Source organism: Alteromonas sp. ABV2_168 (assembly GCF_056161165.1).
On the sequence record NZ_JBSWYQ010000009.1, the window covers coordinates 107257 to 127004 of the forward strand.

Below are 19748 nucleotides of genomic sequence, written 5' to 3' on the forward strand. Positions count from 1 at the left end.
ACTCTCCGGATTGGTACGTCTTACAACACTAAGCCAGGTCATAGTTACGCCGGTCGGATGCCTCCGTGCGACCGTATGCCGTAGTCTTAGCGCCCCCAAAATAAAATTAAAATTCACCTTTAAACCAGCTTTGCACCCGTTGAAAGAAACTTTCGCCGGACTTCTGCTTACTGGATTTTTTATTATCACTTTGCATTTTGCCGTAGTGGAGCAAGCCCACCACAGTTGCAAAACTTGCGTCATCGGTATATTCCGATAACCCGCGCATATTTATTGGTTTGCCCACTCTCACAGGCATCTGGAAGATTTCTTCCGCAAATTCAACAGCCCCTTCCATCTTGGCGGTACCGCCGGTCAGAACCAGGCCTGCTGCAATTTGTTCTTCAAAACCGCTGGCACGGATCTCTTTATGCACCAGCTCAAATAATTCCTGATAACGAGGTTCAATCACCTCTGCCAGGGTGTGTCTGGACATGGCTCTGGCAGGACGACCGCCCACACTGGGCACCTCGATATTCTCTTCCATACTGACCATGTCTTTCAGCGCACAGGCATAATTCACCTTGATCTCTTCCGCATTACTGATAGGAGTGCGGAAAATCTTGGCAATATCACTGGTTATCTGGTTCCCCGCCACAGGGATCACAGCAGTGTGACGAATTGCGCCGTCGGTGTAAATAACGATATCCATGGTGCCACCACCGATATCCACCACACAAACGCCTAATTCACGTTCGTCATCAGTTAATACAGCATAACTGGATGCCAGAGCAGAGAAAATAAGCTGATCTGAGCTCAAATCACAACGCTCGATACACTTAACCAGATTTTTTGCCATATCATCGGCACAGGTGATGATATGGGCTTCAGCTTCCATACGGACGCCGGACATGCCAACGGGATTCTTAATCCCTTCCTGCACATCAATCGTAAATTCCTGCGGCAGCACATGAAGCAGGCGGCGTTCTGACGCAATAGGCACCGAGCGCGCTGCATGAATCACGTTATCCACGTCTTCCTGTGTCACTTCCTGGTTGTTGATCGGTACCATGCCACTTTCGTTCTGGCACTTCACATGACGGCCGGAAATGGACATGAATACGGATGAAACCTGACAATCGGCCATCAGTTCCATTTCACTGACTGCTCGTTGTACAGATTTCACTACAAGGTTGAGATCGTTTACGCCACCTTTATCCATACCCTGCGCAGCATGCGTGCCTACACCAACAATGCTGATCTGGTCATCGGCCAGTAATTCGCCGACAACGGCTTTCACCTGGCTGGTACCGATATCCAGTCCGACAATCAGGTTGCGTTCAGCAGGTTTTGACATGGTATTCCTAAACTCTCTCATTAACTTTTTTCGTCTTGTGCATCCTGCCAGCCGACTGCCAGCCCGGTGTCGTAGCGTAAATCCACATACTTCACCGCTTTAGGTTGCTTCGTCAGCAACGGATACACATCGATGAACCGTTGCAACCGATCTATAAATTCCTGTCTGCCCAGATTCAGCTCAATGCCATTGGCCAGCTGAATCTGCCAGGCAAACCGCTCGCTTAACGTCAGCTCTGCGATAGGCATGGCAGTGGTAGCCAACAATGACTGCATGGCGTTGTAGCCCTCCAGCGCGGTTTTTTCACTGCCGCCCGGCCCGAAAAGTCTGGGCAGCGTCATGTCGTCCACACTGGCGCTGAAGGTATCCCCGTAGGGATTCAGCAAAAAGTCATCGTTCCACTGCGCCACCGGCTTTTGCTCGACCAGATAAATCTTTAACGTATTTGGCCATTGCTTACGTACCGATGCGCGATAAATCCATGGCTGGGCTTCCACCAGCTTGTAAACTTCATTGACGTCCAGCGAGAAAAAACTTCCCGGTTGTGACTTGCGGATCAGACGCTCCAGCCTGGTTACATCCACATGGCTGAACTCGCCGGAAAAATCCACCACCTGTACCGGTGCTCTCTGGGCATCCTGCAGGTAATCCTGAATTTTAATGCCGCCCACAATCAGACCACCAATGACCGCGAGCAGAAATACCACGCCGGACCAGAATTGAATCTTCTTGTGCTTCGCCTTTGTCATGCAAGCTCCGTTTAGTCTGATGAAAGACTGGTCGCCAGAATTTCCAGCGTCAATTCATCAAAACTCAAACCGGCCACTTTCGCCGCTTTCGGCACCAGACTTTTTTCAGTCATGCCGGGTACGGTATTCGCTTCAAGCAAGTAGAACGTGCCATCAGCAGCCTGCATTACGTCAATGCGGCCCCAGCCGCTGCAAGACAATGCATTGAACGCACGAAGCGACAATGCTGCCAGTTCAGCTTCTTTGTCTTCCGACAAACCACCGGGGCATTGATACACGGTTGTATCGTCCTGATACTTGGCCGCGTAATCGTAAAAAGTATGGGGGGTAGACATGCGGATCGACGGCAATGCCCTGCCCTGCAAAACAGAGACAGTGAACTCGGGGCCATCGATGTACTGCTCTAACAGGACCTGATTATCATATTGAAAGGCGTCCTGAACGGCAGTTTCTAGTTGTTTAGCGCTTGTCACTCTCGCCATCCCGATACTAGAACCTTCGCGGGCTGGTTTGACCATGACTTCATTCCCCAATTCCATCATTATAGCCCCGCATGATCCAGCTTCAAAGTCACTTTTGTCAGCAATTTGATATTTTGCGGTAGATAAACCAAGACATTGCCAGATTTGTTTGGTATGGATCTTATCCATCGCCAGCGCAGACCCCAGCACGCCACTGCCGGTATAGGGGATTTTCAGGTGCTGTAATGCGCCCTGCATCGCACCGTCTTCGCCACCACGTCCGTGCAACATGATTAACACACGATCAGCTTTTTCATCAACCAATTCAGTAAGTTGACGCTCAGCAGGGTCAAATGCGAAGGCATCTACGCCCTGCCTCAGCAGGGCATTCAGTACCGCTTTCCCCGAGTTCAGCGATACTGCACGCTCAGCAGAATCACCACCAAACATTACTGCTACACGACCAAATTTTTGTGGATTTACCTGTTCAGCCATCACTGCCACTCACGTTGAAATTTTTTTGGTTCCAATTCAGATTTTGCCAGTTTTTTAGCAATCTGGCCGATATTACCGGCTCCCTGAGTCATGATCACGTCGTTTTCCTGCATCACACTGGCAAGAATTTCTGCCAGAGAATCCGGTTCACCCACGTAAACAGGTTCCACCTGGCCTCTTAAACGGATGGACCGGCAGAGTGCTTTACTGTCAGCACCCTCAATGGGCTGTTCACTGGCGGCATACACATCCAGCAATAACAGCACATCCACTTGTGAGAGCACTTCAACAAAATCTTCATATAAGTCGCGGGTACGCGTGTAACGGTGTGGCTGATACACCATGACCAGCCGCTTATCCGGCCAGTTAGTGCGGGCCGCCGCGATGGTGGCCCTGACTTCAGTCGGATGATGGCCGTAATCATCAACCAGACACACATCGCCTTTGCTGGTCGTAAACTCGCCCAGTACTTCAAACCGTCGTCCGATACCGCCAAAGGATTTCAGTGCCGTCACGATAGCGTCGTCACCGACCCCTTCATCTGTGGCGACAGCAATGGCAGCAAGGGCATTGAGCACATTATGCATGCCGGTGAGATTCAGCGTGACATTCAGTACCGGCCTGTCAGGACGGATCACGTCAAACTGCGCCTGACCGAACCTGAGTTCAATATTTTCTGCGCGCACATCGTTACCCGGCTCAATACCGTAAGTAAGGATGTTGCGGCCAATTTTCGGCCGCAGAGAACGGATCACTTCATCATCACCACACAAAATGGCCTGTCCGTAGAATGGCAGGTTATGCAGAAACTCCAGATAGGTGTCTTTCATTTTGTTGAAATCACCTTCATAGGTACCCATGTGGTCCGGCTCAATATTGGTCACCACGGACACCATAGGCTGAAGATGCAGAAACGACGCATCGCTTTCGTCTGCTTCAGCAATCAGATAGCGGCTCTTACCCAAACGTGCGTTTGTGCCCGCACTGTTAAGCAGACCACCGATAACAAATGTGGGATCCCAGCCGGCTTCGGCAAAAATAGTGGAAATCAGGCTGGTCGTGGTAGTTTTTCCGTGGGTACCCGCAATGGCAATACCATGACGGAAACGCATAAGTTCAGCCAGCATTTCGGCCCGGCGGATAATAGGAATGCGATGTTCACGGGCATAGCGGATTTCCGGATTTGACTCGTTGATGGCGCTGGAGACCACCACCACATCAGACGCTGTAACATTGTCTTCATGATGGCCAATAAAGATTTCAGCACCCAGCTCTTCCAGCCGTGCTGTCATCGCACCGGCCTGTATATCTGAGCCGGCGATATCATAGCCTTCGTTCAGTAGTACTTCTGCAATACCGCCCATGCCCGCGCCACCGATACCGATGAAGAAAATGCGCTTCACTTTACGCATCTGCGGGTTTTGGAATGGTTTTTCACCTACCATTACGCTTTGTCTCCTGTCAGCAGGGCACACTGTTCTGCGACCCGCTGTGTTGCATTGGTTATCGCTGCCTGACGGGCTTTTCTGCCAGCGGCCAGACAGGATTGGGGATGACGCAGCCAGTTTTCCAGCACTTTGCCCAGCCCGCTTTGTAATTCTGTTTGCGGTAATAACACCGCAGCCCCGGCCTCTACCAGAGACAGGGCATTCTTTGTCTGATGATCATCAACAGCATGAGGCAGTGGCACAAACACCGCCGGTAAACCCGCCGCTGCCACTTCAGCTACAGTCAGTGCGCCGGCACGGCAAACGATAAAGTCAGCCCAGTCATAGGCTGCCGCCATATCTTTAATAAATTCACTGACCTGCACATCCACACTGCCACTGGCATAAGCACTTCGAACCACTTCTGCATTACCTTTCCCGGCCTGGTGACGGATAGTTAACCCATAGAGATTCTTGCATACAGCAGGCACAGCCTCATTGAGCGCTTTAGCGCCCAGGCTGCCACCAATCACCAGCATACGCAACGGCGAATGGGTTTCTTTTTTCGGCGCGATTGCCACAATATCCCGGCGCACCGGATTACCCACCGTCATGCATTTGCTCGCTGCACTGCCAAACCCACCTCTGGCATTATCGAAGCCCAGTAAAATGCGCTTTGCCAGTTTACCCAGCATACGGTTCGTCATACCTGCGGCCGCATTCTGCTCATGCACGATTAAAGGAATTCCCCGTAACCACGCAGCAACACCACCCGGTCCGCTGGCATAACCGCCAAAGCCAATGACCACATCAGGCTTGAGTGAGGAAATCAGTTTTCCGGCTTCTGCCATGCCTTTCATCAGCGCCATAAATCCGCTGGCTCTGGCTGATAACCCTTTACCCCGTAACCCTTTCACGTGGATAAAATGGATGGGGAATCCGTTTTCAGGCACAACCTGCGCTTCCATCCGTTCTGCGGTGCCCAGCCAGTGCACATCCCAGCCATCTGCTTTCAGCGCATGTGCAACGGCAAGTCCGGGAAACACGTGTCCGCCGGTACCGCCAGCCATGATAAGACAGCGCTTAGTCATTCAACGCCCCCTTTTCTACTTCTTCTAACATGGCTCTGATATCTTCTTTACTCTTTTGTTCCGGTTGTTCACCGTCTTCAGCTGCAGAGGAAACCGGAGCCGGCTTCTTCTTACGTTTATCTTTCCGGCCGATAGCCTGAACACCGTCGACCCGCAATTCAAAATCTATCCGCAGCAACATGGCCACCGACACCATCATCACTATCAGGCTGGTACCGCCATAACTGATAAGTGGCAGTGTTAAACCTTTCGTGGGCAAAATGCCGGCACTGGCACCAACGTTTACGGCGGTCTGGAAGCTCAGCCAGATCCCGATGCTGTAAGCCAGATATCCTTCGAAAGGCCGTTGCTTAGCCAGCGCGTGATTACCGATTTTCAGGGCACGGACAACGAGGAAAAGAATGAGTCCCAGCACAATCAGCACACCGGTGAAGCCCAGTTCTTCGGCCAATATTGCCATAATAAAATCGGAGTGAGCCTGAGTCAGAAACTCCAGCTTCTGATAACTGTTGCCCAGCCCCTGTCCGAACCAGCTGCCCCGGCCATAGGCCATTAACGACTGAGTAAGCTGATAGCCGCTGCCAAAGGGGTCTGCCCAGGGGTCAAGAAAAGACGTGACCCGCCGCATGCGGTATTCTTCGAACACGATCAGGAACACGATGGCCAGTAAGCCAACAAACACAATGGCAAAGAACTGCCAGAGCCGTGCGCCCACCAAAAATAACAGTCCCATTGTGGTGGTGAACATCACCACCGCAGTACCGAAATCAGGCTGTAGCAGCAGTAAGCAGGCGAGTACAAAGAACACCACCAGCGGCTTAATAAAGCCTTTGATATTTTCTGTCACTTCTTCATAACGGCGCACCAGATAACCGGCCAGATAAGTAAAGAAGAACAGCTTGGCAGGTTCCGCCGGTTGTAAGGTCAGCGGCCCTATTACAATCCAGCGGGTACTACCGTTAATAGAGCGCCCCATCACCAGCACCGCCAGCAGCATCACAATGGCAGCCAGCAATAACCAGGGATTGATCACACGCCAGAAACTCATGGGCACCTGCAGCACCACACCGGCAGACAAGATGGCGACAAGAAGATAAATGCCGTGACGGATGGAAAAATAAAAGGGATTACCGTACAAACGGTCAGCCACGGGCATGGAAGCGGAGGTCACAATCACCAGCCCCAGTGTTGCCAGCGCCAGTGCCACCAGAATCAGACCGGCATCATAAGGTGACGCGGACTTTGCCGCACCGTGACGCTGAGAGAAAATCTCAGATAATTTAGTGCCTGTTTGCTCAGACGCTGCTGTACTCATTTACCGGATACTCCGTGAACCGCTTCAGCAAAAACCCGTGCCCGGTGAGCATAATTATCAAACATATCGATACTGGCACAGGCCGGAGACAACAGCACCATATCGCCGGGCTCAGCCTGTTGAGCTGCCAGTTGAACCGCAGAAGGTAAATCGGGTAAATAATGTGCCCCCGGGATCAGGTCGCTGATTTGTCTGCCATCTTTTCCGATGGTAAGCACCAAATCCACATACTGCAGCAAGGGTTCCCTGAGTACGGACAAATCAGCCCCTTTGCCATCTCCGCCGGCAATTAAAATCAGTTTTCCGGTTTTATCCCGGCCCAGTCCTTCCAGAGCCGCCAGCGTGGCGCCGGCATTTGTCGCTTTAGAGTCGTCAATCCAGCGTACGCCTTGTGTATTGGCGATTTCCACACAGCGGTGGGGAGCCGGCTCAAAGGTCTTTACTCCGTCGCAGGCGGTTTCAATACTCACGCCGGCAACAAGCGCCATTGCCAGTGCGGCCTGAATATTCAGCACGTTGTGTGTACCTACCAGCTTTACTTCACTCATAGGCAAAACAGCTTTGCCCTGCCATGTAATCGCCTGATTAACAAAGCCGAAGCCGGTTTTACATTCGCTGGCCTGGTAGAGTGTCGTTTCAGCAACGTGAGACTGAGGAATGGTTTCCGGATGTCCCTGCCAGATAACAGCATGCTGACAATGCGCAAAAATACGCTGCTTCGCGTTTGCATATGCTGCCATGGTGCCATGCCGGTCAAGGTGGTCATCACTCACGTTCAGAATCGTGGCGGCGAGTAAATTTAAAGATGATGTGGTTTCAAGCTGGAAGCTGGACAACTCCAGCACCATATAATCAAATCCTTCACCAATGGTGTCCAGTACCGGACGGCCAACATTGCCGGCAGCACAGGCCTTCAGTCCGGCCTGATGAAGAATATGTGTAAGCAGAAGCGTGACGGTGGTTTTTCCGTTTGAACCGGTAATGCCGAAAGCCGGCGTGCGCGACAATCGTGCAAACAGCTCGATATCACCAATGACTTCCACACCGGACAGCGCAGCACTTTTCACCGACGGATGGGACGGCGAAATCCCCGGACTGAGCACGAGGGTATCGACATTTTCCCAGTATCCCGGCGGCACTTCACCGGCGGTGACAGGAACAGAGATATTGTCAGGTACTCTGGCGTCCGGTCTGGTATCCCAGACTTTCACCGACGCACCGGTTTCTGTTAAAAAGCGCACAACAGACTGACCGGTCATTCCCAGACCGGCCACGACAACATGTTGTGATGCCAGCAATTCGTTCATAAATCAGCGCAGCTTCAGTGTAGCCAGTCCCACCAGCACCAGAATCAGAGAAATGATCCAGAACCGCACAATCACGCGGGGTTCCGGCCAGCCTTTGAGTTCGAAATGATGGTGGATGGGTGCCATGCGGAAAATACGTTTTCCACGTAACTTAAATGAGCCGACCTGGAGGATCACCGATACGGTCTCCATCACAAAAACACCGCCCATGATGATGAGCACGATTTCCTGACGTACCAGGACTGCCAGAATACCCAGCGTGCCGCCGAGAGCCAGTGAACCCACATCGCCCATAAATACCTGAGCCGGATAAGTGTTAAACCATAAAAAGCCCAGACCGGCGCCCACTATCGCGGTACATACAATAACCAGCTCGCTGGTCAGCGGGATGTGAGGAATGTTCAGATAAGTCGCGAAGTTCACATTACCGGTGACGTAGGCAAAAATGGAGAGTGCACCGGCAACCAATATGGTGGGTACAATAGCCAGTCCGTCCAGCCCGTCCGTGAGGTTGACAGCATTCGATGTGCCTACGAGCGCAAAATACACGACCACCAGATAAAACAGACCCAGTTGCGGCATAACTTCTTTGAAAAAAGGCACCAGCAAAGAGGTTTCAGCGGCGAGGTTTGCACTGCTGTACAGGTAAAACGCCACACCCAGTGCAATGACTGACTGCCAGAAGTATTTCCAGCGGGCAATTAACCCTTTGGAGTCTTTACGCACCACTTTGCGGTAATCATCAACAAAGCCGATGATGCCGTAGCCAATCACTACGGCCAGAGTTACCAGCACATAACGGTTGGTTAAATCTGCCCATAACAATACGCTGACCACAATCGCCGATAAGATGAGCAGTCCGCCCATAGTCGGCGTGCCCGCTTTTGAAAGGTGACTTTGCGGCCCGTCGTCACGTACGGTCTGACCGATTTGCAGACGCTGCAACCACCGAATCATTTTCGGTCCGATAACAATCGCAATCACCAGTGCCGTCAGGGTACTTAAAATTGCCCTGAGCGTCAGATAGGAAAATACGAAGAATCCCGGTTCAAACTGTTTAAGCCAGTCGGCCAGCCATATCAACATGCAATGCGCTCCCGACGGCGTTCAAACTTTCCCAGGCGGGATACCTCAATGGCCTCCACTACCCGTTCCATCCGCGAGCTGCGCGAACCTTTAACCAGCACGGAAATATCCCGTTGATCGGCCATCAGCACACTGCTCAATGTTTCCATCAGCGCTTCCACACTGGTGAAATGAAATCCCTGCTTACCATATACAGCACTGGCGCTCTGGCTCAGTACACCCAGAGTGAAGAGGTAATCAATGCCCTTTTGCTGTGCGTACTCACCTACCTGCTCATGGTAAAAGCGGGCTTTTTCACCCAGCTCCGCCATGTCACCAAGGATCAGAACCCGTAAACCGGAGAATGTGGACAGCGTATCAATAGCCGCATTCACCGACGCCACATTGGCGTTATAAGTATCATCCAGCAAGCGGAAATGGTCAGACAGCGCTTTTACATTAAGACGCCCTTTCACCTGCGCCATGTTCAGCAGTCCGGTACGTACGTCTTCCAGGGTCGCTCCCACCTGCATGGCCAGCGCGGCCGCTACGAGTGCGTTACCCACATTATGAATACCGGGGATGCGTAATTGGATGCCGGTTTGCCCCTGCGGGGTGACCATGTTGAATTCAGCACAGCCGTCGAGTCCGACGGTGATGTCTTCTGCTGTATAATCCGACTGATTTTGCTGTTGGGGTGAGAAAGTAAGTACATTGTTGTACTTCAGTTTGCCCAACCAGAACTCTGCGAACTGACTGTCAGCATTGACGATAGCCACGCCCTGTTCGTTCAGCCCTTTAAAAATTTCGCTTTTTGCACGGGCAACACCTAACAGACTGCCAAATCCTTCCAGATGAGAAGCGGCGGCATTGACAATGGTCGCCACATCCGGCTTCACCAGTTCGGTGGTGTACGCAATTTCCCCAAGGTGATTAGCACCCAGTTCCATTACTGCGTAATCATGGCCTTCTTCCAGACGTAATAATGTCAGCGGCACACCGATGTCATTATTGAAGTTACCCGCTGTTGCCAGCACATTGCCGCGGCGTGCCAGAATTGCCGCAGTCATCTCTTTTACGGTGGTTTTGCCGCTGCTGCCTGTCACGGCAATAGTTTTTGGTGCGACCTGCGCTTTTACCGCAGCACCCAGTAAACCCAGAGCAAGTTTCGTGTCTTCTACCTGAATGACAGGCAAAGCAGTATTCACCGGTTCGCTGGCTATTATTGCACTGGCACCGGCCTGTTCCGCCGAAGCAATAAAACGGTGACCATTAAAATTTTCGCCGCTTAAGGCAATGTACACATCACCTTCTTTCAGCGTACGGGTATCTGTACTTACCCCGTTTACGTCCCGGTCTTCCCCTGTAAGGGTGCCTTTCACTTTACCGGCAATCCAGGACAGCGTGGTCAGAATCATTAGCTGTACTCCCTTTGCAGCCGCGCTACCACGGCCCGCTCGTTATAATTTTTCTTTTGTTCACCGATGATCTGATAATCTTCATGGCCTTTACCCGCCACGAGGATCAAATCCTCCGGTGCTGCCTTTTCCAGGCAGTGGCGAATGGCCTTTTCTCTGTCCGGCTCATCCACCGCACGTTGTGGCTGTGTCAGTCCTTCACGGATATCACGGGCGATATCTTCCGGCGCTTCTGAACGGCTGTTATCGGTAGTGATGACAAGATGATCGGCTACAGCCTCAGCGGCCTGTCCCATAAGAGGACGCTTGCCTTTATCACGGTCGCCGCCACATCCGAAAACACACCACACATCCCCCGGGGTATGCGCTCTTGTGCTTTGTAACGCCTTTTCCAGCGCATCCGGAGTATGGGCATAGTCCACAATGACATTCGCATGCGCGGTAAAAGGAAATACTTCCATTCTTCCGGCTACCGGAGAAACCTGTGGTAACAACGCCACCACTTCTTCAAAACGAAGCCCCTGCACCAGCATCACTGAAATCACAGCCAGCAGGTTGTGCACGTTGAACGCTCCCAGAAGCGGCACCTGAATATCCCGGCTTCCCCAGCTTGATACCAGTCTGAACTGACACCCGTCCGGATGATATTTCACATTTGTGGCCAAACAATGGCGATCTTCTGACTTTTGCGCTGCCAATTCCGACATGCCGTACCACACAGTGGTAACACAGGAGGGCTTGTTGGTATGCCAGCGGTCGCTTTCAGGATCATCGGCATTCAGTACTACTGTGCTGACGCCCGGCAGTTGCATAGCCAGACGCTTGGCCGCACCGTAATCTTCCATGGTGCCGTGATAGTCAAGATGGTCTCTCGACAGGTTGGTAAACACCACAATATCCGTTTTGATTTGACTGAGCCTTCCCTGCACCAGGGCATGAGAAGACGCTTCAAATGCCACTTGCCGCGCGTTTTGTTGCACAAACTCTGCCAATAAATACTGCATGCGGATAGCGTCAGGGGTGGTATTGCCGGCAGGTGTGGGTTCCCACTCTGTATCTGCCCCCTGAAACAGCCCTGCACCCAGCGTCCCTACTGCTGCACAGCGTGTTCCGCCGGCGGTAGTAAGTTGGGATAACATTTGCACGACGGAGGTTTTTCCGTTGGTACCGGTGACAGCAACAGATTGCATTTTGGTGGCGGGATAGTCGTAAAACGCCCCGGCCAGTGATGACAGGATGTCTGTTAATTCATACAGATGAACAATAATAGTGGTGCCACGCATTTCCATGCGGCCGTGCTCCCGCACTTTTTCGGTTTGCGCAAGAATGGCTTTGGCACCGAGACTGATAGCCTGCGGAATAAATTCACGGCCATCCATGCTATGTCCCTTTACTGCTACAAAGGCCAGTTTCGGGGTAACCCGACGGCTATCCAGCGTCAGCCCCTGAATGCGGACATCCGGCGCTGTAATACCGAACTTTGCCAGCAACACGCTTAAACTTTGTTCAAATGCATTAACTACCATTGCGCCCTCCGTTCAGCCACTTCGTAGACGTGACCTGTTTGTCGTCCGGGGCAATATTCAGCAGTTGCAGGGCACCGCCCATAATTTCAGAAAACACCGGCGCCGCTGTATCTCCGGCATGGTAAAGATCACCACCGGGTTCATTGATCAGTACAACCGTAACGATTTGCGGGTCAGATAAAGGGGCCACACCGGCGAAAATATTCACGTACTCGTCGCCGTAACCACCGGCGACAGCTTTACGGCTCGTACCGGTTTTTCCGCCCACACGATAACCCGGCACTGCGGCTTTTGTGGCTGTACCGCCACGCTGCACAACGCTCTCCATCATTTCAAGCACGGCACGGGCATTCTTTTCAGACACCACCCGCTGAGGTTCCGGTTTGTATCCGGTAGACTGAGGCTGCTTAACAATATTCAGCGGCATGCTGACACCGCCGTTGGCCAGAGTGGCATACATCCGCGCAAGCTGTGCGGTAGTTACAGATATACCGTAACCGAAGGATAAGGTAGCCAGTTCGAAATCAGACCAACGGCTGCGCTCATGGAAAAGACCGTTACTTTCACCCGGCATGTTGGTACCGGTATCACTCATCAGTCCCATGTTGTAATAGGTATCGAGCAAAAATGGTTTCGGTACACCCAGTGCCAGACGGGAGGTCCCCATATTTGACGAATGCTGAATAATTTCTTCTAAGGTGAGTTTGCCGTAGTTACGGGCATCTTTTACCAGACTGCCGCCCAGACGCATCCAGCCCGGGTTGGTATTTACAATATCACCCACTTTTACACTGCCGAATTCCAGCGCTGACAGCACTGCCAGCGGCTTCAGCGATGAACCGGGTTCAAAGGCATCGGTCAGCACACGGTTACGCATCCGGTGGGGAGACACATCGCTGCGATCGTTGGGGTTAAAAGAAGGGGCATTGACCATGGCCAGCACATCACCGGTGTGGGCATCGAGCACAATAGCGGAAGCAGAAGCAGCCTGGTAGTAAAGCATCGCTTCTTTGATTTCACGGTAGGCCAGTGCCTGAATCCGCTGATCGATTGTCAGCTTCAGATTCCCCGCTTCCTCTCCGTCAGTGGATTTCAGAATTTCCACCTGGCGGCCCTTGGCATCACGGCGGATAACCTTTGAGCCCGGTGTGCCGGTTAACCAGTCATCATAAAGCCGTTCCAGACCTTCCAGACCGGAGTCGTCCACATCGGTGATACCAATCAGTTGCGCTGTCACTTCGCCATTAGGATAGTAACGACGGCTTTCACGGCGCAGATAAATACCGGGGATATCCAGTTTGGCAACATAATCCGCCATGGCCGGAGACACCTGACGTTGCAGATAAACAAACCGGCGTTTGGGATTTTGTACTTTGCTGCGTAAGTCCTCTACATCGCGGCCCAGCACATCGGCAAGCGCTTCCCAGCGTTCAAACTGCTCCAGTCCGCCCTGTTCGTGGATAATTTTCGGGTCGGCATAAATAGCACGCACCGGCACACTGACAGCCAGTTCTACGCCATTGCGATCGGTAATGATTCCGCGGTATGCCGGCATATCTTTGGTACGCATGGTACGGTTATCGCCCTGAGCAATCAGGTTATCCGGAGCAATGACCTGAATGTAGGCGGCGCGGACGCCAAGCCCGGCGAACACCAGCATGACAATGGCAATGACCAGTACAAAGCGCCATTGCACCGGTGACGGGGTCACATTCTGTCTGGCACCACGTTTCACTTTTTTGGCAGGGAGTGCAAATATGCTCATTTCAGTCTTACCACCACTTCCTGATCGGCGGTTGGCCGGTACATATCTAATTGCTTTTCCACTTCGTTTTCAATGCGGTTGTGTTCTGTCAGTGCCCGTTGTTCCAGCACTAAATTTCGCCACTCCACATCGAGATCATCTTTCTGCTGCATGAGTGTTTCCATGGCGATATTTTGCTGACGGTTCAGGTGACTGCCGAGCACCACAGCCATGGCACTGGTTACAACCATTAAATACAACAAAACCCGCAACTTGTTGCGGGTCAAATCTGAGACCAGAATCAGTATTAAACTGAAGTTTGTCGGAGACGTCGTCCGTGAATTCTGCCGGTCCGTCATAGTTTTTCGGCCACCCGTAATACAGAACTCCGGGAGCGCACATTCTGTGCAATCTCCTCTTTGGTCGGCTTGATCGCCTTGCTCAGCGCCCTGAGAACTTTGTCGGCATCAATCTCAGCTTGTGTTACCGGTAAGTTAGCCGGTACTACTTTTCCGCGACTCTGATCTTTAATGAAACGTTTAACCAGGCGATCTTCCAGAGAATGGAAAGAAATCACAGCCAGACGGCCATCTTTCGCCAGTACATCCACAGCCGCTTTTAACCCCACCCGCAGTTGTTCCAGCTCCGCATTAATGTAAATACGGATCCCCTGGAAAGCGCGTGTAGCAGGATGCTTGAATTTGTCTTTTACCGGCACCGCTTTATCAATAAGCTCAGCCAGTTGAGCGGTACGTGTAAGAGGCGTTGTTTGACGGGTTTCCACGATGGCATGGGCGATACGTTTGCCAAACTTCTCTTCGCCGAATTCTTTTATTACTTGGGTGATATCCTGCTCATCAGCTTCTGCCAGCCACTGGGCAGCACTCTGGCCACGGCTGGTGTCCATGCGCATATCCAGCGGACCATCTTTCATAAAGCTGAAACCACGCTCAGCATCATCGAGCTGTGGAGAAGAAACACCCAGATCCATCAGCACACCGTCGATCTTGCCCGTCAGAGACATTTCGCTGATAACACGGGCCATCTCGCCAAAGGGTTCATGAACAATGGTAAAGCGTTTGTCATCTGCAAAACGCTGTGCAGCTTCAATCGCCTGAGGATCACGGTCAAACGCGATCAGGCGGCCTTCAGCACCAAGGTTTTCGAGGATTTTGCCGGAATGTCCGCCGCGACCGAATGTGGCATCAATATAAATGCCGTCCGGTTTAATCGCCAGTGCGTCAATACATTCATTAAGCAACACCGAAACATGACTGAATGGGGTGTTGCTCATAGTGAAAATTCCTGCAGGCGGTCAGTAAGCTCAAATGCACCATCACGCTCGGTTTCCATGTCTGCATCAATTTGTTTAGCCCAAATATCAGCATCCCATATTTCAAATTTGTTAAGCTGTCCGACGAGCATGACTTCTTTGGAGAGATTGGCGTGTTGGCGCAAAGGCGCGGATAAGAGAAAACGGCCGCTCTTGTCCATGTCACCTTCGGTGGCATAACCAAGTAGCAGCCGCTGCATCCGGCGTTCAGCCGGAACCATACTGGAGAACTTACTCAGTTTGAGTTCGATCTCCTCCCATTCGGGAAGTGGGTAAAGTAGCAAACAGCTTTGCTGTGTATCGATTGTGCAGACCAGTTGTCCGTTACAATCATCCAGAAGTGACTGACGGTATTTTGTTGGTATAGCCAGTCTACCTTTGGGATCCAGATTGATTGCATTAGCGCCGCGGAACATTCCCCTAGCCTTTTATATTTTTGTGCTCTTGTTGTTCTTGTTTTCTGAGTACCAATCTGCAATTCGTTGATGACTCGATCCACAATTCGCCACATTTACCCACTTGCTAGACAGTTTGGTCTCTACTTTCCCCACTGTCAAGGAAAAACAGGGCTAAAACCCACGTAAACACTGGGCTGAAGCCTGTTTTTATATACAGTTGTTTATGTAAAGCCCATGAAAAGATTAAAAAAGAATCAGAATGGATACGTGAAAAGTTTTTAAAAAAAATTACCGGCAACGAAAAAAGCCCCGCAGGACGGGGGCTTGAAAGCGATCAAAAGGCAGGATTTAGATCGGTTTTTCCGGTGACCAGCCCCGTAATACGGTGGCCTTATTGTAGGATTGACGTTGCTGTTCACTGAGTGCGTGTTGCCAGTTCACTCTGTCTGAGCCGGCAGCACCCTCTCCCGTATTCCCGCCGGTTTCATAACGGCTGGTTTGTTCCTTCGACGGATCCCCCCAGTTGTGCCAGCCGGCCGGATGGATATGCCCGTCCAGATGACTGTTCATCACAGCCGTTGCCGCAAACTGCCGCCAGGGCCGTCCCAGATACACGTTTTCAACACCCTCAGGTGCAGTAAAGTGGCTGTTATCAAACACCAGTCCGAAAGGCTGCTCCTGTGGTGTGGACGCAGCGGTCACATAGGTATTGCTTATCAGCGAGCGGATTTCACAACCACTGAACAATGCCGTTCCTTCACCAAAGATAAAATCCACTGAGCCGCTTATCATACTGTTTTCAAAGTAGCTTCTGTGGCCCTCACCGGCGACATAAAGGGTATCCTGGTAACCTTCAATACTGACGTTATAAAACGCCGCCCTGTCAGCCTCTACATGCAGGGCAACGGCCTGCCCCACCGGCCCGGCAGTGTTACGGATAGTCAGGTTGGCAGCGGTAAAGTCGTTGCCGGCCACGCGTACCGTGTAGGTATGGAAGGTGCTGTTTCTGCCTTTCGCCAGTTTATCAAAATGGTCATCCATAGTGATAATTGTGCCTTCCCTGCTTTCGCCAATCATTTTGATACGGGTGTTCCAGGCAAATACGTTGACCTTCTCTTTATAAACCCCGTTTTTAATAAACACGGTGACGTCTGTCCAGGGAAAGGCTTTGGCAGCGTAGATGGCATCCTGAACGGAGGTATAATTACCGGAACCGTCAGCGGCAACGGTCAGTCTCGTTTCATAAGACTGTGCAGACGCTGAAATGCTGATAACAAATAAGATAAGACTGATAAATCGCATGTTTGCTCCTTAAATAATAAAAGCAGGCAACCTCAGAATGTGCGGAGCATGTTTAAACATTGACCTTTCCGTCTGAACAACGTTCAGGCTCCGGCATTCCATTATTTATCAATGCCGCTTGATTACTCACTTTTATAAAACAATGAGACAACGAATGCCACCGGTAGCAAAACGGTGTTAATCTGTTTAAACAAAAAAACCGGAACGCTGCACGCCCCGGTTTAAGCAGGAAAAAATTATTGATAGATCAGAAGCGCCAACTGGCCGATGCCGTTATAGTATCGGTGAAGGAATCTCCGGTAGACAGATCTGTCCCGGCTCCCAAGCTGACAGCTAATGCATCGCTAAACCAGTAGTTAACTGAAAGACCGGCGAAATCATAGCTCCTGTACCCTAAATCCCGGTGGGTATAATCCAGTTCCAGGCTCAGTTGCGGACTGAAGAAGTACTGGGCTCCGGCTTCTATTAAATCATTGCTGTCGATATACCATGCCAGATCGAAATCCCACCCTGCCCCGTCAGTAATATCTGTATAACGGGTGTAGAGCCCTCCGGTAAAGTCAGTTTCGGTGTTCGTCACACCCTGAAGCTGGATTACGCCATTCACGTCGACTGGCACAAAGACGCGGCCTTCTGCGTGATAATATGTCAGCGACACACCTGCCTGCCATTTATCATTAATAAAGTAACCGGCTTGCGTTACCAGCTGGCTGACTTCGGAAGAATAACCACGTGACTTATCGTAATTTAAGTCAGCAGAGAATACCCAGTCACCGGTGTAATAATCACCGCCAATACTGTACAAATGGAACGCATCAGTATTTGCATATCCGGCTCTTATAGTATTAATACGTTGCAAATAAGGCGCTATCTGCAAGGGGTCACTACGGGTATCAATATTATCCAGATAGCGGGAGTACTGCACACCGAAGATATCGCCACCATACAGGTTGGTATCAGCATAACCGGCTGAGATTTCATTTTGTGCAGCCATCGCGGAAAACGGAAGTGCCAGAGTGGCGATGATTAGAGAAGAAAATTTGAATTGCATGACGAATCCTTATCGTTGTTTACCTCATTTCCGACGCTCAGTATAGATATTGAAACTGAACGCCGGATGAACCGTTCCTTAAGCCTGTGCTTCCTGATTGTGGCGTCCCATGGCAAGCACCAGTTCAACTCCGTTGATTTTGTCCTCGCTGTGGTGATTCACATACAATAATGTACTTTCCTTGCCTGCGGCGATAATGCCAAGCAGTGCCAGTACTTTCAGTCGGTTAATTTCATCCAGGCCGTTACATGGCTCATCAAGAATTAACAGTGTGGGATGTTTCACCATCGCCCGCAGAATAAGTAAAAGCCGTTGATCACCGAAAGACAAAGACTGGAAAGGTTCATTAGCTCTGTGTGCCATACCAGCCAGTGCGAGCCATTCACGGGCCAGTTGTTTTTGTCTGATATCGGGTTGTTCGTATAGCCCGATACTGTCGTAAAAGCCGGACAATACCACATGTAATACACTGCAATTGACACGGTACTGAAGATGAAAACTGTTAGACACTAACCCGATATGCTGCTTGATATCCCAGATGCTTTCACCACTGCCCCGCTTGTAACCGAATACTGTCAGTTCATTGGTGTAACAGTGAGGATCGTCGCCGGTAATCATGTTTAGCAGACAGGTTTTACCTGAACCGTTAGGGCCTGTAACCTGCCAGTGCTCCCCGCGGTAAATCTGCCAGTTCAGACCCGAGAAAATAACGCGGTTGTCGTAACTCACTTTGCCGTTAACCAGCTTCACCAGCACATTATCAGCTTCAGCCATTTGCGGCGAATACCGTGTATCGTCTTTTTCCGGCAAGGTGAGAGATGTATTCTCCATGTGCAGCAATTGTTTAAGGTGAGCTAAATCGCTTTGCTCAACTCCGCCGCCCTCTGACTGCCAGGACAACTGCCCTTGCTGCATCAGCCAGAGTTGTCTGACGAAAGACGGGATCTCACTGAGCCTGTTCAGCGCCATCACGATGGTGCAGCGGTGTTGAATACTTTGCAGGTGCTGCTGCAAAAACTCGCAGGATGCGGTATCAAGGCCATCCATAGGTTCATCAAGCACCAGCACATCAGGTGAAGCTAACAGGGTGCGAACCAGCAGTACTTTCCGGGTTTCACCGGTGGATAACCCCAAAAAGGCGTTATCAAGAAAATGGGTCATCCGCAGGCCGTTCGTCAGCAGAGTGAATGCCTCCCCGCAATCAGCCATATTGATCTGGCGTAAAATAACTTCCCTGGCTGTGCTGGGCACAGGAATGACATCAAGAATGTCCGCGTCATCCTTTTTCTTTTCCTGAGCAATCAATGCCTGCTGCTGTGCAGTACTGACCCACCCAGTCTTACAGGTCAGGCGTCTTTCACCACTGACCACCTCGCCCTCTCCGGCCAGCATGGCCGCCAGTGCCGATTTACCACTGCCGTTTTTGCCGGTTATGGCAAGATGCCGGCCTTCAGTCAGTGCCGCATTTACCGGGCCAAAGGTAAAATCCGGTGCCAGTGACACCGCACAGTGTTGTAATTCAATCATGATCCCTCCTCAGGCGACTGATGGTAATCAAACACCCCGGATAAAAAAAGAATAGTGCGACAGTGCATTGTTTTATTGCGTTTTTCCGGCACTCTGGAATAATGCGCCGTCCCGGCAACATGATCGTTCTGACACACTCTGTTTGTTGCCTGAAAGACATCAAAATCATTGTAACAATGTGATGGCCAACCCGGAATTTGCTG

General features: G+C 51.2%; 17 protein-coding genes. All 17 read right to left on the minus strand.

Annotation, left to right across the window (positions count from 1 at the left end):
- Nucleotides 1–106: 106 nt before the first annotated feature.
- The 17 genes from ftsA to modF all read right to left on the minus strand — a co-directional run bounded on the left by ftsA (nucleotide 107) and on the right by modF (nucleotide 19545).
- A complete protein-coding gene (gene ftsA, locus ACXAH4_RS14235; RefSeq protein ID WP_119502184.1) occupies nucleotides 107–1336 on the minus strand; it encodes a cell division protein FtsA in 1230 nt (409 codons plus the stop codon).
- Between the two features lie 20 nt (nucleotides 1337–1356).
- Nucleotides 1357–2085 carry a cell division protein FtsQ/DivIB gene (locus ACXAH4_RS14240; protein ID WP_474882351.1) on the minus strand — a complete coding sequence of 243 codons (729 nt, stop codon included), beginning with the start codon at nucleotides 2083–2085 and terminating at the stop codon, nucleotides 1357–1359.
- An 11-nt stretch (nucleotides 2086–2096) separates the two neighbouring features.
- Entirely contained in the window at nucleotides 2097–3041 is a 945-nt protein-coding gene (locus tag ACXAH4_RS14245) for a D-alanine--D-alanine ligase (protein ID WP_474867011.1), read from the minus strand.
- Entirely contained in the window at nucleotides 3041–4486 is a 1446-nt protein-coding gene (murC, locus tag ACXAH4_RS14250; protein ID WP_474842941.1) for a UDP-N-acetylmuramate--L-alanine ligase, read from the minus strand. The genes ACXAH4_RS14245 and murC overlap by 1 nt, the downstream gene beginning before the upstream one ends.
- On the minus strand, nucleotides 4486–5559 hold the full coding sequence (gene murG, locus ACXAH4_RS14255; protein ID WP_474842943.1) for an undecaprenyldiphospho-muramoylpentapeptide beta-N-acetylglucosaminyltransferase: 1074 nt from the start codon (nucleotides 5557–5559) through the stop codon (nucleotides 4486–4488). The genes murC and murG overlap by 1 nt, the downstream gene beginning before the upstream one ends.
- Nucleotides 5552–6874 (minus strand): cell division protein FtsW, encoded by a 1323-nt coding sequence (gene ftsW, locus ACXAH4_RS14260; protein WP_349588434.1) that lies wholly within the window; start codon nucleotides 6872–6874, stop codon nucleotides 5552–5554. Before ftsW ends, murG begins: the two co-directional genes overlap by 8 nt.
- Nucleotides 6871–8181 (minus strand): UDP-N-acetylmuramoyl-L-alanine--D-glutamate ligase, encoded by a 1311-nt coding sequence (murD, locus tag ACXAH4_RS14265; RefSeq protein ID WP_474847672.1) that lies wholly within the window; start codon nucleotides 8179–8181, stop codon nucleotides 6871–6873. Before murD ends, ftsW begins: the two co-directional genes overlap by 4 nt.
- Before the next feature lie 3 nt (nucleotides 8182–8184).
- Nucleotides 8185–9267, minus strand: coding sequence for a phospho-N-acetylmuramoyl-pentapeptide-transferase (mraY, locus tag ACXAH4_RS14270; RefSeq protein ID WP_474842948.1), 1083 nt, complete (start codon nucleotides 9265–9267; stop codon nucleotides 8185–8187).
- Nucleotides 9261–10664 carry a UDP-N-acetylmuramoyl-tripeptide--D-alanyl-D-alanine ligase gene (locus tag ACXAH4_RS14275; protein ID WP_474847670.1) on the minus strand — a complete coding sequence of 468 codons (1404 nt, stop codon included), beginning with the start codon at nucleotides 10662–10664 and terminating at the stop codon, nucleotides 9261–9263. Before ACXAH4_RS14275 ends, mraY begins: the two co-directional genes overlap by 7 nt.
- A complete protein-coding gene (locus ACXAH4_RS14280; protein WP_474847668.1) occupies nucleotides 10664–12190 on the minus strand; it encodes a UDP-N-acetylmuramoyl-L-alanyl-D-glutamate--2,6-diaminopimelate ligase in 1527 nt (508 codons plus the stop codon). Before ACXAH4_RS14280 ends, ACXAH4_RS14275 begins: the two co-directional genes overlap by 1 nt.
- Nucleotides 12180–13955 (minus strand): peptidoglycan D,D-transpeptidase FtsI family protein, encoded by a 1776-nt coding sequence (locus tag ACXAH4_RS14285; protein WP_474842954.1) that lies wholly within the window; start codon nucleotides 13953–13955, stop codon nucleotides 12180–12182. Before ACXAH4_RS14285 ends, ACXAH4_RS14280 begins: the two co-directional genes overlap by 11 nt.
- Nucleotides 13952–14293: a cell division protein FtsL gene (gene ftsL / locus ACXAH4_RS14290; RefSeq protein ID WP_119502195.1), complete on the minus strand. Its 342-nt coding sequence runs from the start codon at nucleotides 14291–14293 to the stop codon at nucleotides 13952–13954. Before ftsL ends, ACXAH4_RS14285 begins: the two co-directional genes overlap by 4 nt.
- Nucleotides 14290–15228 carry a 16S rRNA (cytosine(1402)-N(4))-methyltransferase RsmH gene (rsmH, locus tag ACXAH4_RS14295; RefSeq protein WP_349588445.1) on the minus strand — a complete coding sequence of 313 codons (939 nt, stop codon included), beginning with the start codon at nucleotides 15226–15228 and terminating at the stop codon, nucleotides 14290–14292. Before rsmH ends, ftsL begins: the two co-directional genes overlap by 4 nt.
- Entirely contained in the window at nucleotides 15225–15683 is a 459-nt protein-coding gene (gene mraZ, locus ACXAH4_RS14300) for a division/cell wall cluster transcriptional repressor MraZ (protein ID WP_303572868.1), read from the minus strand. The genes rsmH and mraZ overlap by 4 nt, the downstream gene beginning before the upstream one ends.
- 330 nt (nucleotides 15684–16013) lie before the next feature.
- Complete coding sequence (locus ACXAH4_RS14305) at nucleotides 16014–16967, minus strand: pectinesterase family protein (protein ID WP_474882353.1); 954 nt, start codon at nucleotides 16965–16967, stop codon at nucleotides 16014–16016.
- A gap of 247 nt (nucleotides 16968–17214) precedes the next feature.
- Nucleotides 17215–18018: a putative porin gene (locus ACXAH4_RS14310; protein WP_474882355.1), complete on the minus strand. Its 804-nt coding sequence runs from the start codon at nucleotides 18016–18018 to the stop codon at nucleotides 17215–17217.
- 78 nt (nucleotides 18019–18096) lie between these two features.
- Nucleotides 18097–19545 (minus strand): molybdate ABC transporter ATP-binding protein ModF, encoded by a 1449-nt coding sequence (gene modF / locus ACXAH4_RS14315; protein WP_474882356.1) that lies wholly within the window; start codon nucleotides 19543–19545, stop codon nucleotides 18097–18099.
- Nucleotides 19546–19748: the final 203 nt, after the last annotated feature.

Excerpts from the sequence above, each read along its gene's own strand:
- ftsA (WP_119502184.1), bottom strand. The coding sequence starts at position 1,336 with ATGTCAAAACCTGCTGAACGCAACCTGATTGTCGGACTGGATATCGGT.
- ACXAH4_RS14240 (WP_474882351.1), bottom strand. The coding sequence starts at position 2,085 with ATGACAAAGGCGAAGCACAAGAAGATTCAATTCTGGTCCGGCGTGGTA.
- ACXAH4_RS14245 (WP_474867011.1), bottom strand. The coding sequence starts at position 3,041 with ATGGCTGAACAGGTAAATCCACAAAAATTTGGTCGTGTAGCAGTAATG.
- murC (WP_474842941.1), bottom strand. The coding sequence starts at position 4,486 with ATGGTAGGTGAAAAACCATTCCAAAACCCGCAGATGCGTAAAGTGAAG.
- murG (WP_474842943.1), bottom strand. The coding sequence starts at position 5,559 with ATGACTAAGCGCTGTCTTATCATGGCTGGCGGTACCGGCGGACACGTG.
- ftsW (WP_349588434.1), bottom strand. The coding sequence starts at position 6,874 with ATGAGTACAGCAGCGTCTGAGCAAACAGGCACTAAATTATCTGAGATT.
- murD (WP_474847672.1), bottom strand. The coding sequence starts at position 8,181 with ATGAACGAATTGCTGGCATCACAACATGTTGTCGTGGCCGGTCTGGGA.
- mraY (WP_474842948.1), bottom strand. The coding sequence starts at position 9,267 with ATGTTGATATGGCTGGCCGACTGGCTTAAACAGTTTGAACCGGGATTC.
- ACXAH4_RS14275 (WP_474847670.1), bottom strand. The coding sequence starts at position 10,664 with ATGATTCTGACCACGCTGTCCTGGATTGCCGGTAAAGTGAAAGGCACC.
- ACXAH4_RS14280 (WP_474847668.1), bottom strand. The coding sequence starts at position 12,190 with ATGGTAGTTAATGCATTTGAACAAAGTTTAAGCGTGTTGCTGGCAAAG.
- ACXAH4_RS14285 (WP_474842954.1), bottom strand. The coding sequence starts at position 13,955 with ATGAGCATATTTGCACTCCCTGCCAAAAAAGTGAAACGTGGTGCCAGA.
- ftsL (WP_119502195.1), bottom strand. The coding sequence starts at position 14,293 with ATGACGGACCGGCAGAATTCACGGACGACGTCTCCGACAAACTTCAGT.
- rsmH (WP_349588445.1), bottom strand. The coding sequence starts at position 15,228 with ATGAGCAACACCCCATTCAGTCATGTTTCGGTGTTGCTTAATGAATGT.
- mraZ (WP_303572868.1), bottom strand. The coding sequence starts at position 15,683 with ATGTTCCGCGGCGCTAATGCAATCAATCTGGATCCCAAAGGTAGACTG.
- ACXAH4_RS14305 (WP_474882353.1), bottom strand. The coding sequence starts at position 16,967 with ATGCGATTTATCAGTCTTATCTTATTTGTTATCAGCATTTCAGCGTCT.
- ACXAH4_RS14310 (WP_474882355.1), bottom strand. The coding sequence starts at position 18,018 with ATGCAATTCAAATTTTCTTCTCTAATCATCGCCACTCTGGCACTTCCG.
- modF (WP_474882356.1), bottom strand. The coding sequence starts at position 19,545 with ATGATTGAATTACAACACTGTGCGGTGTCACTGGCACCGGATTTTACC.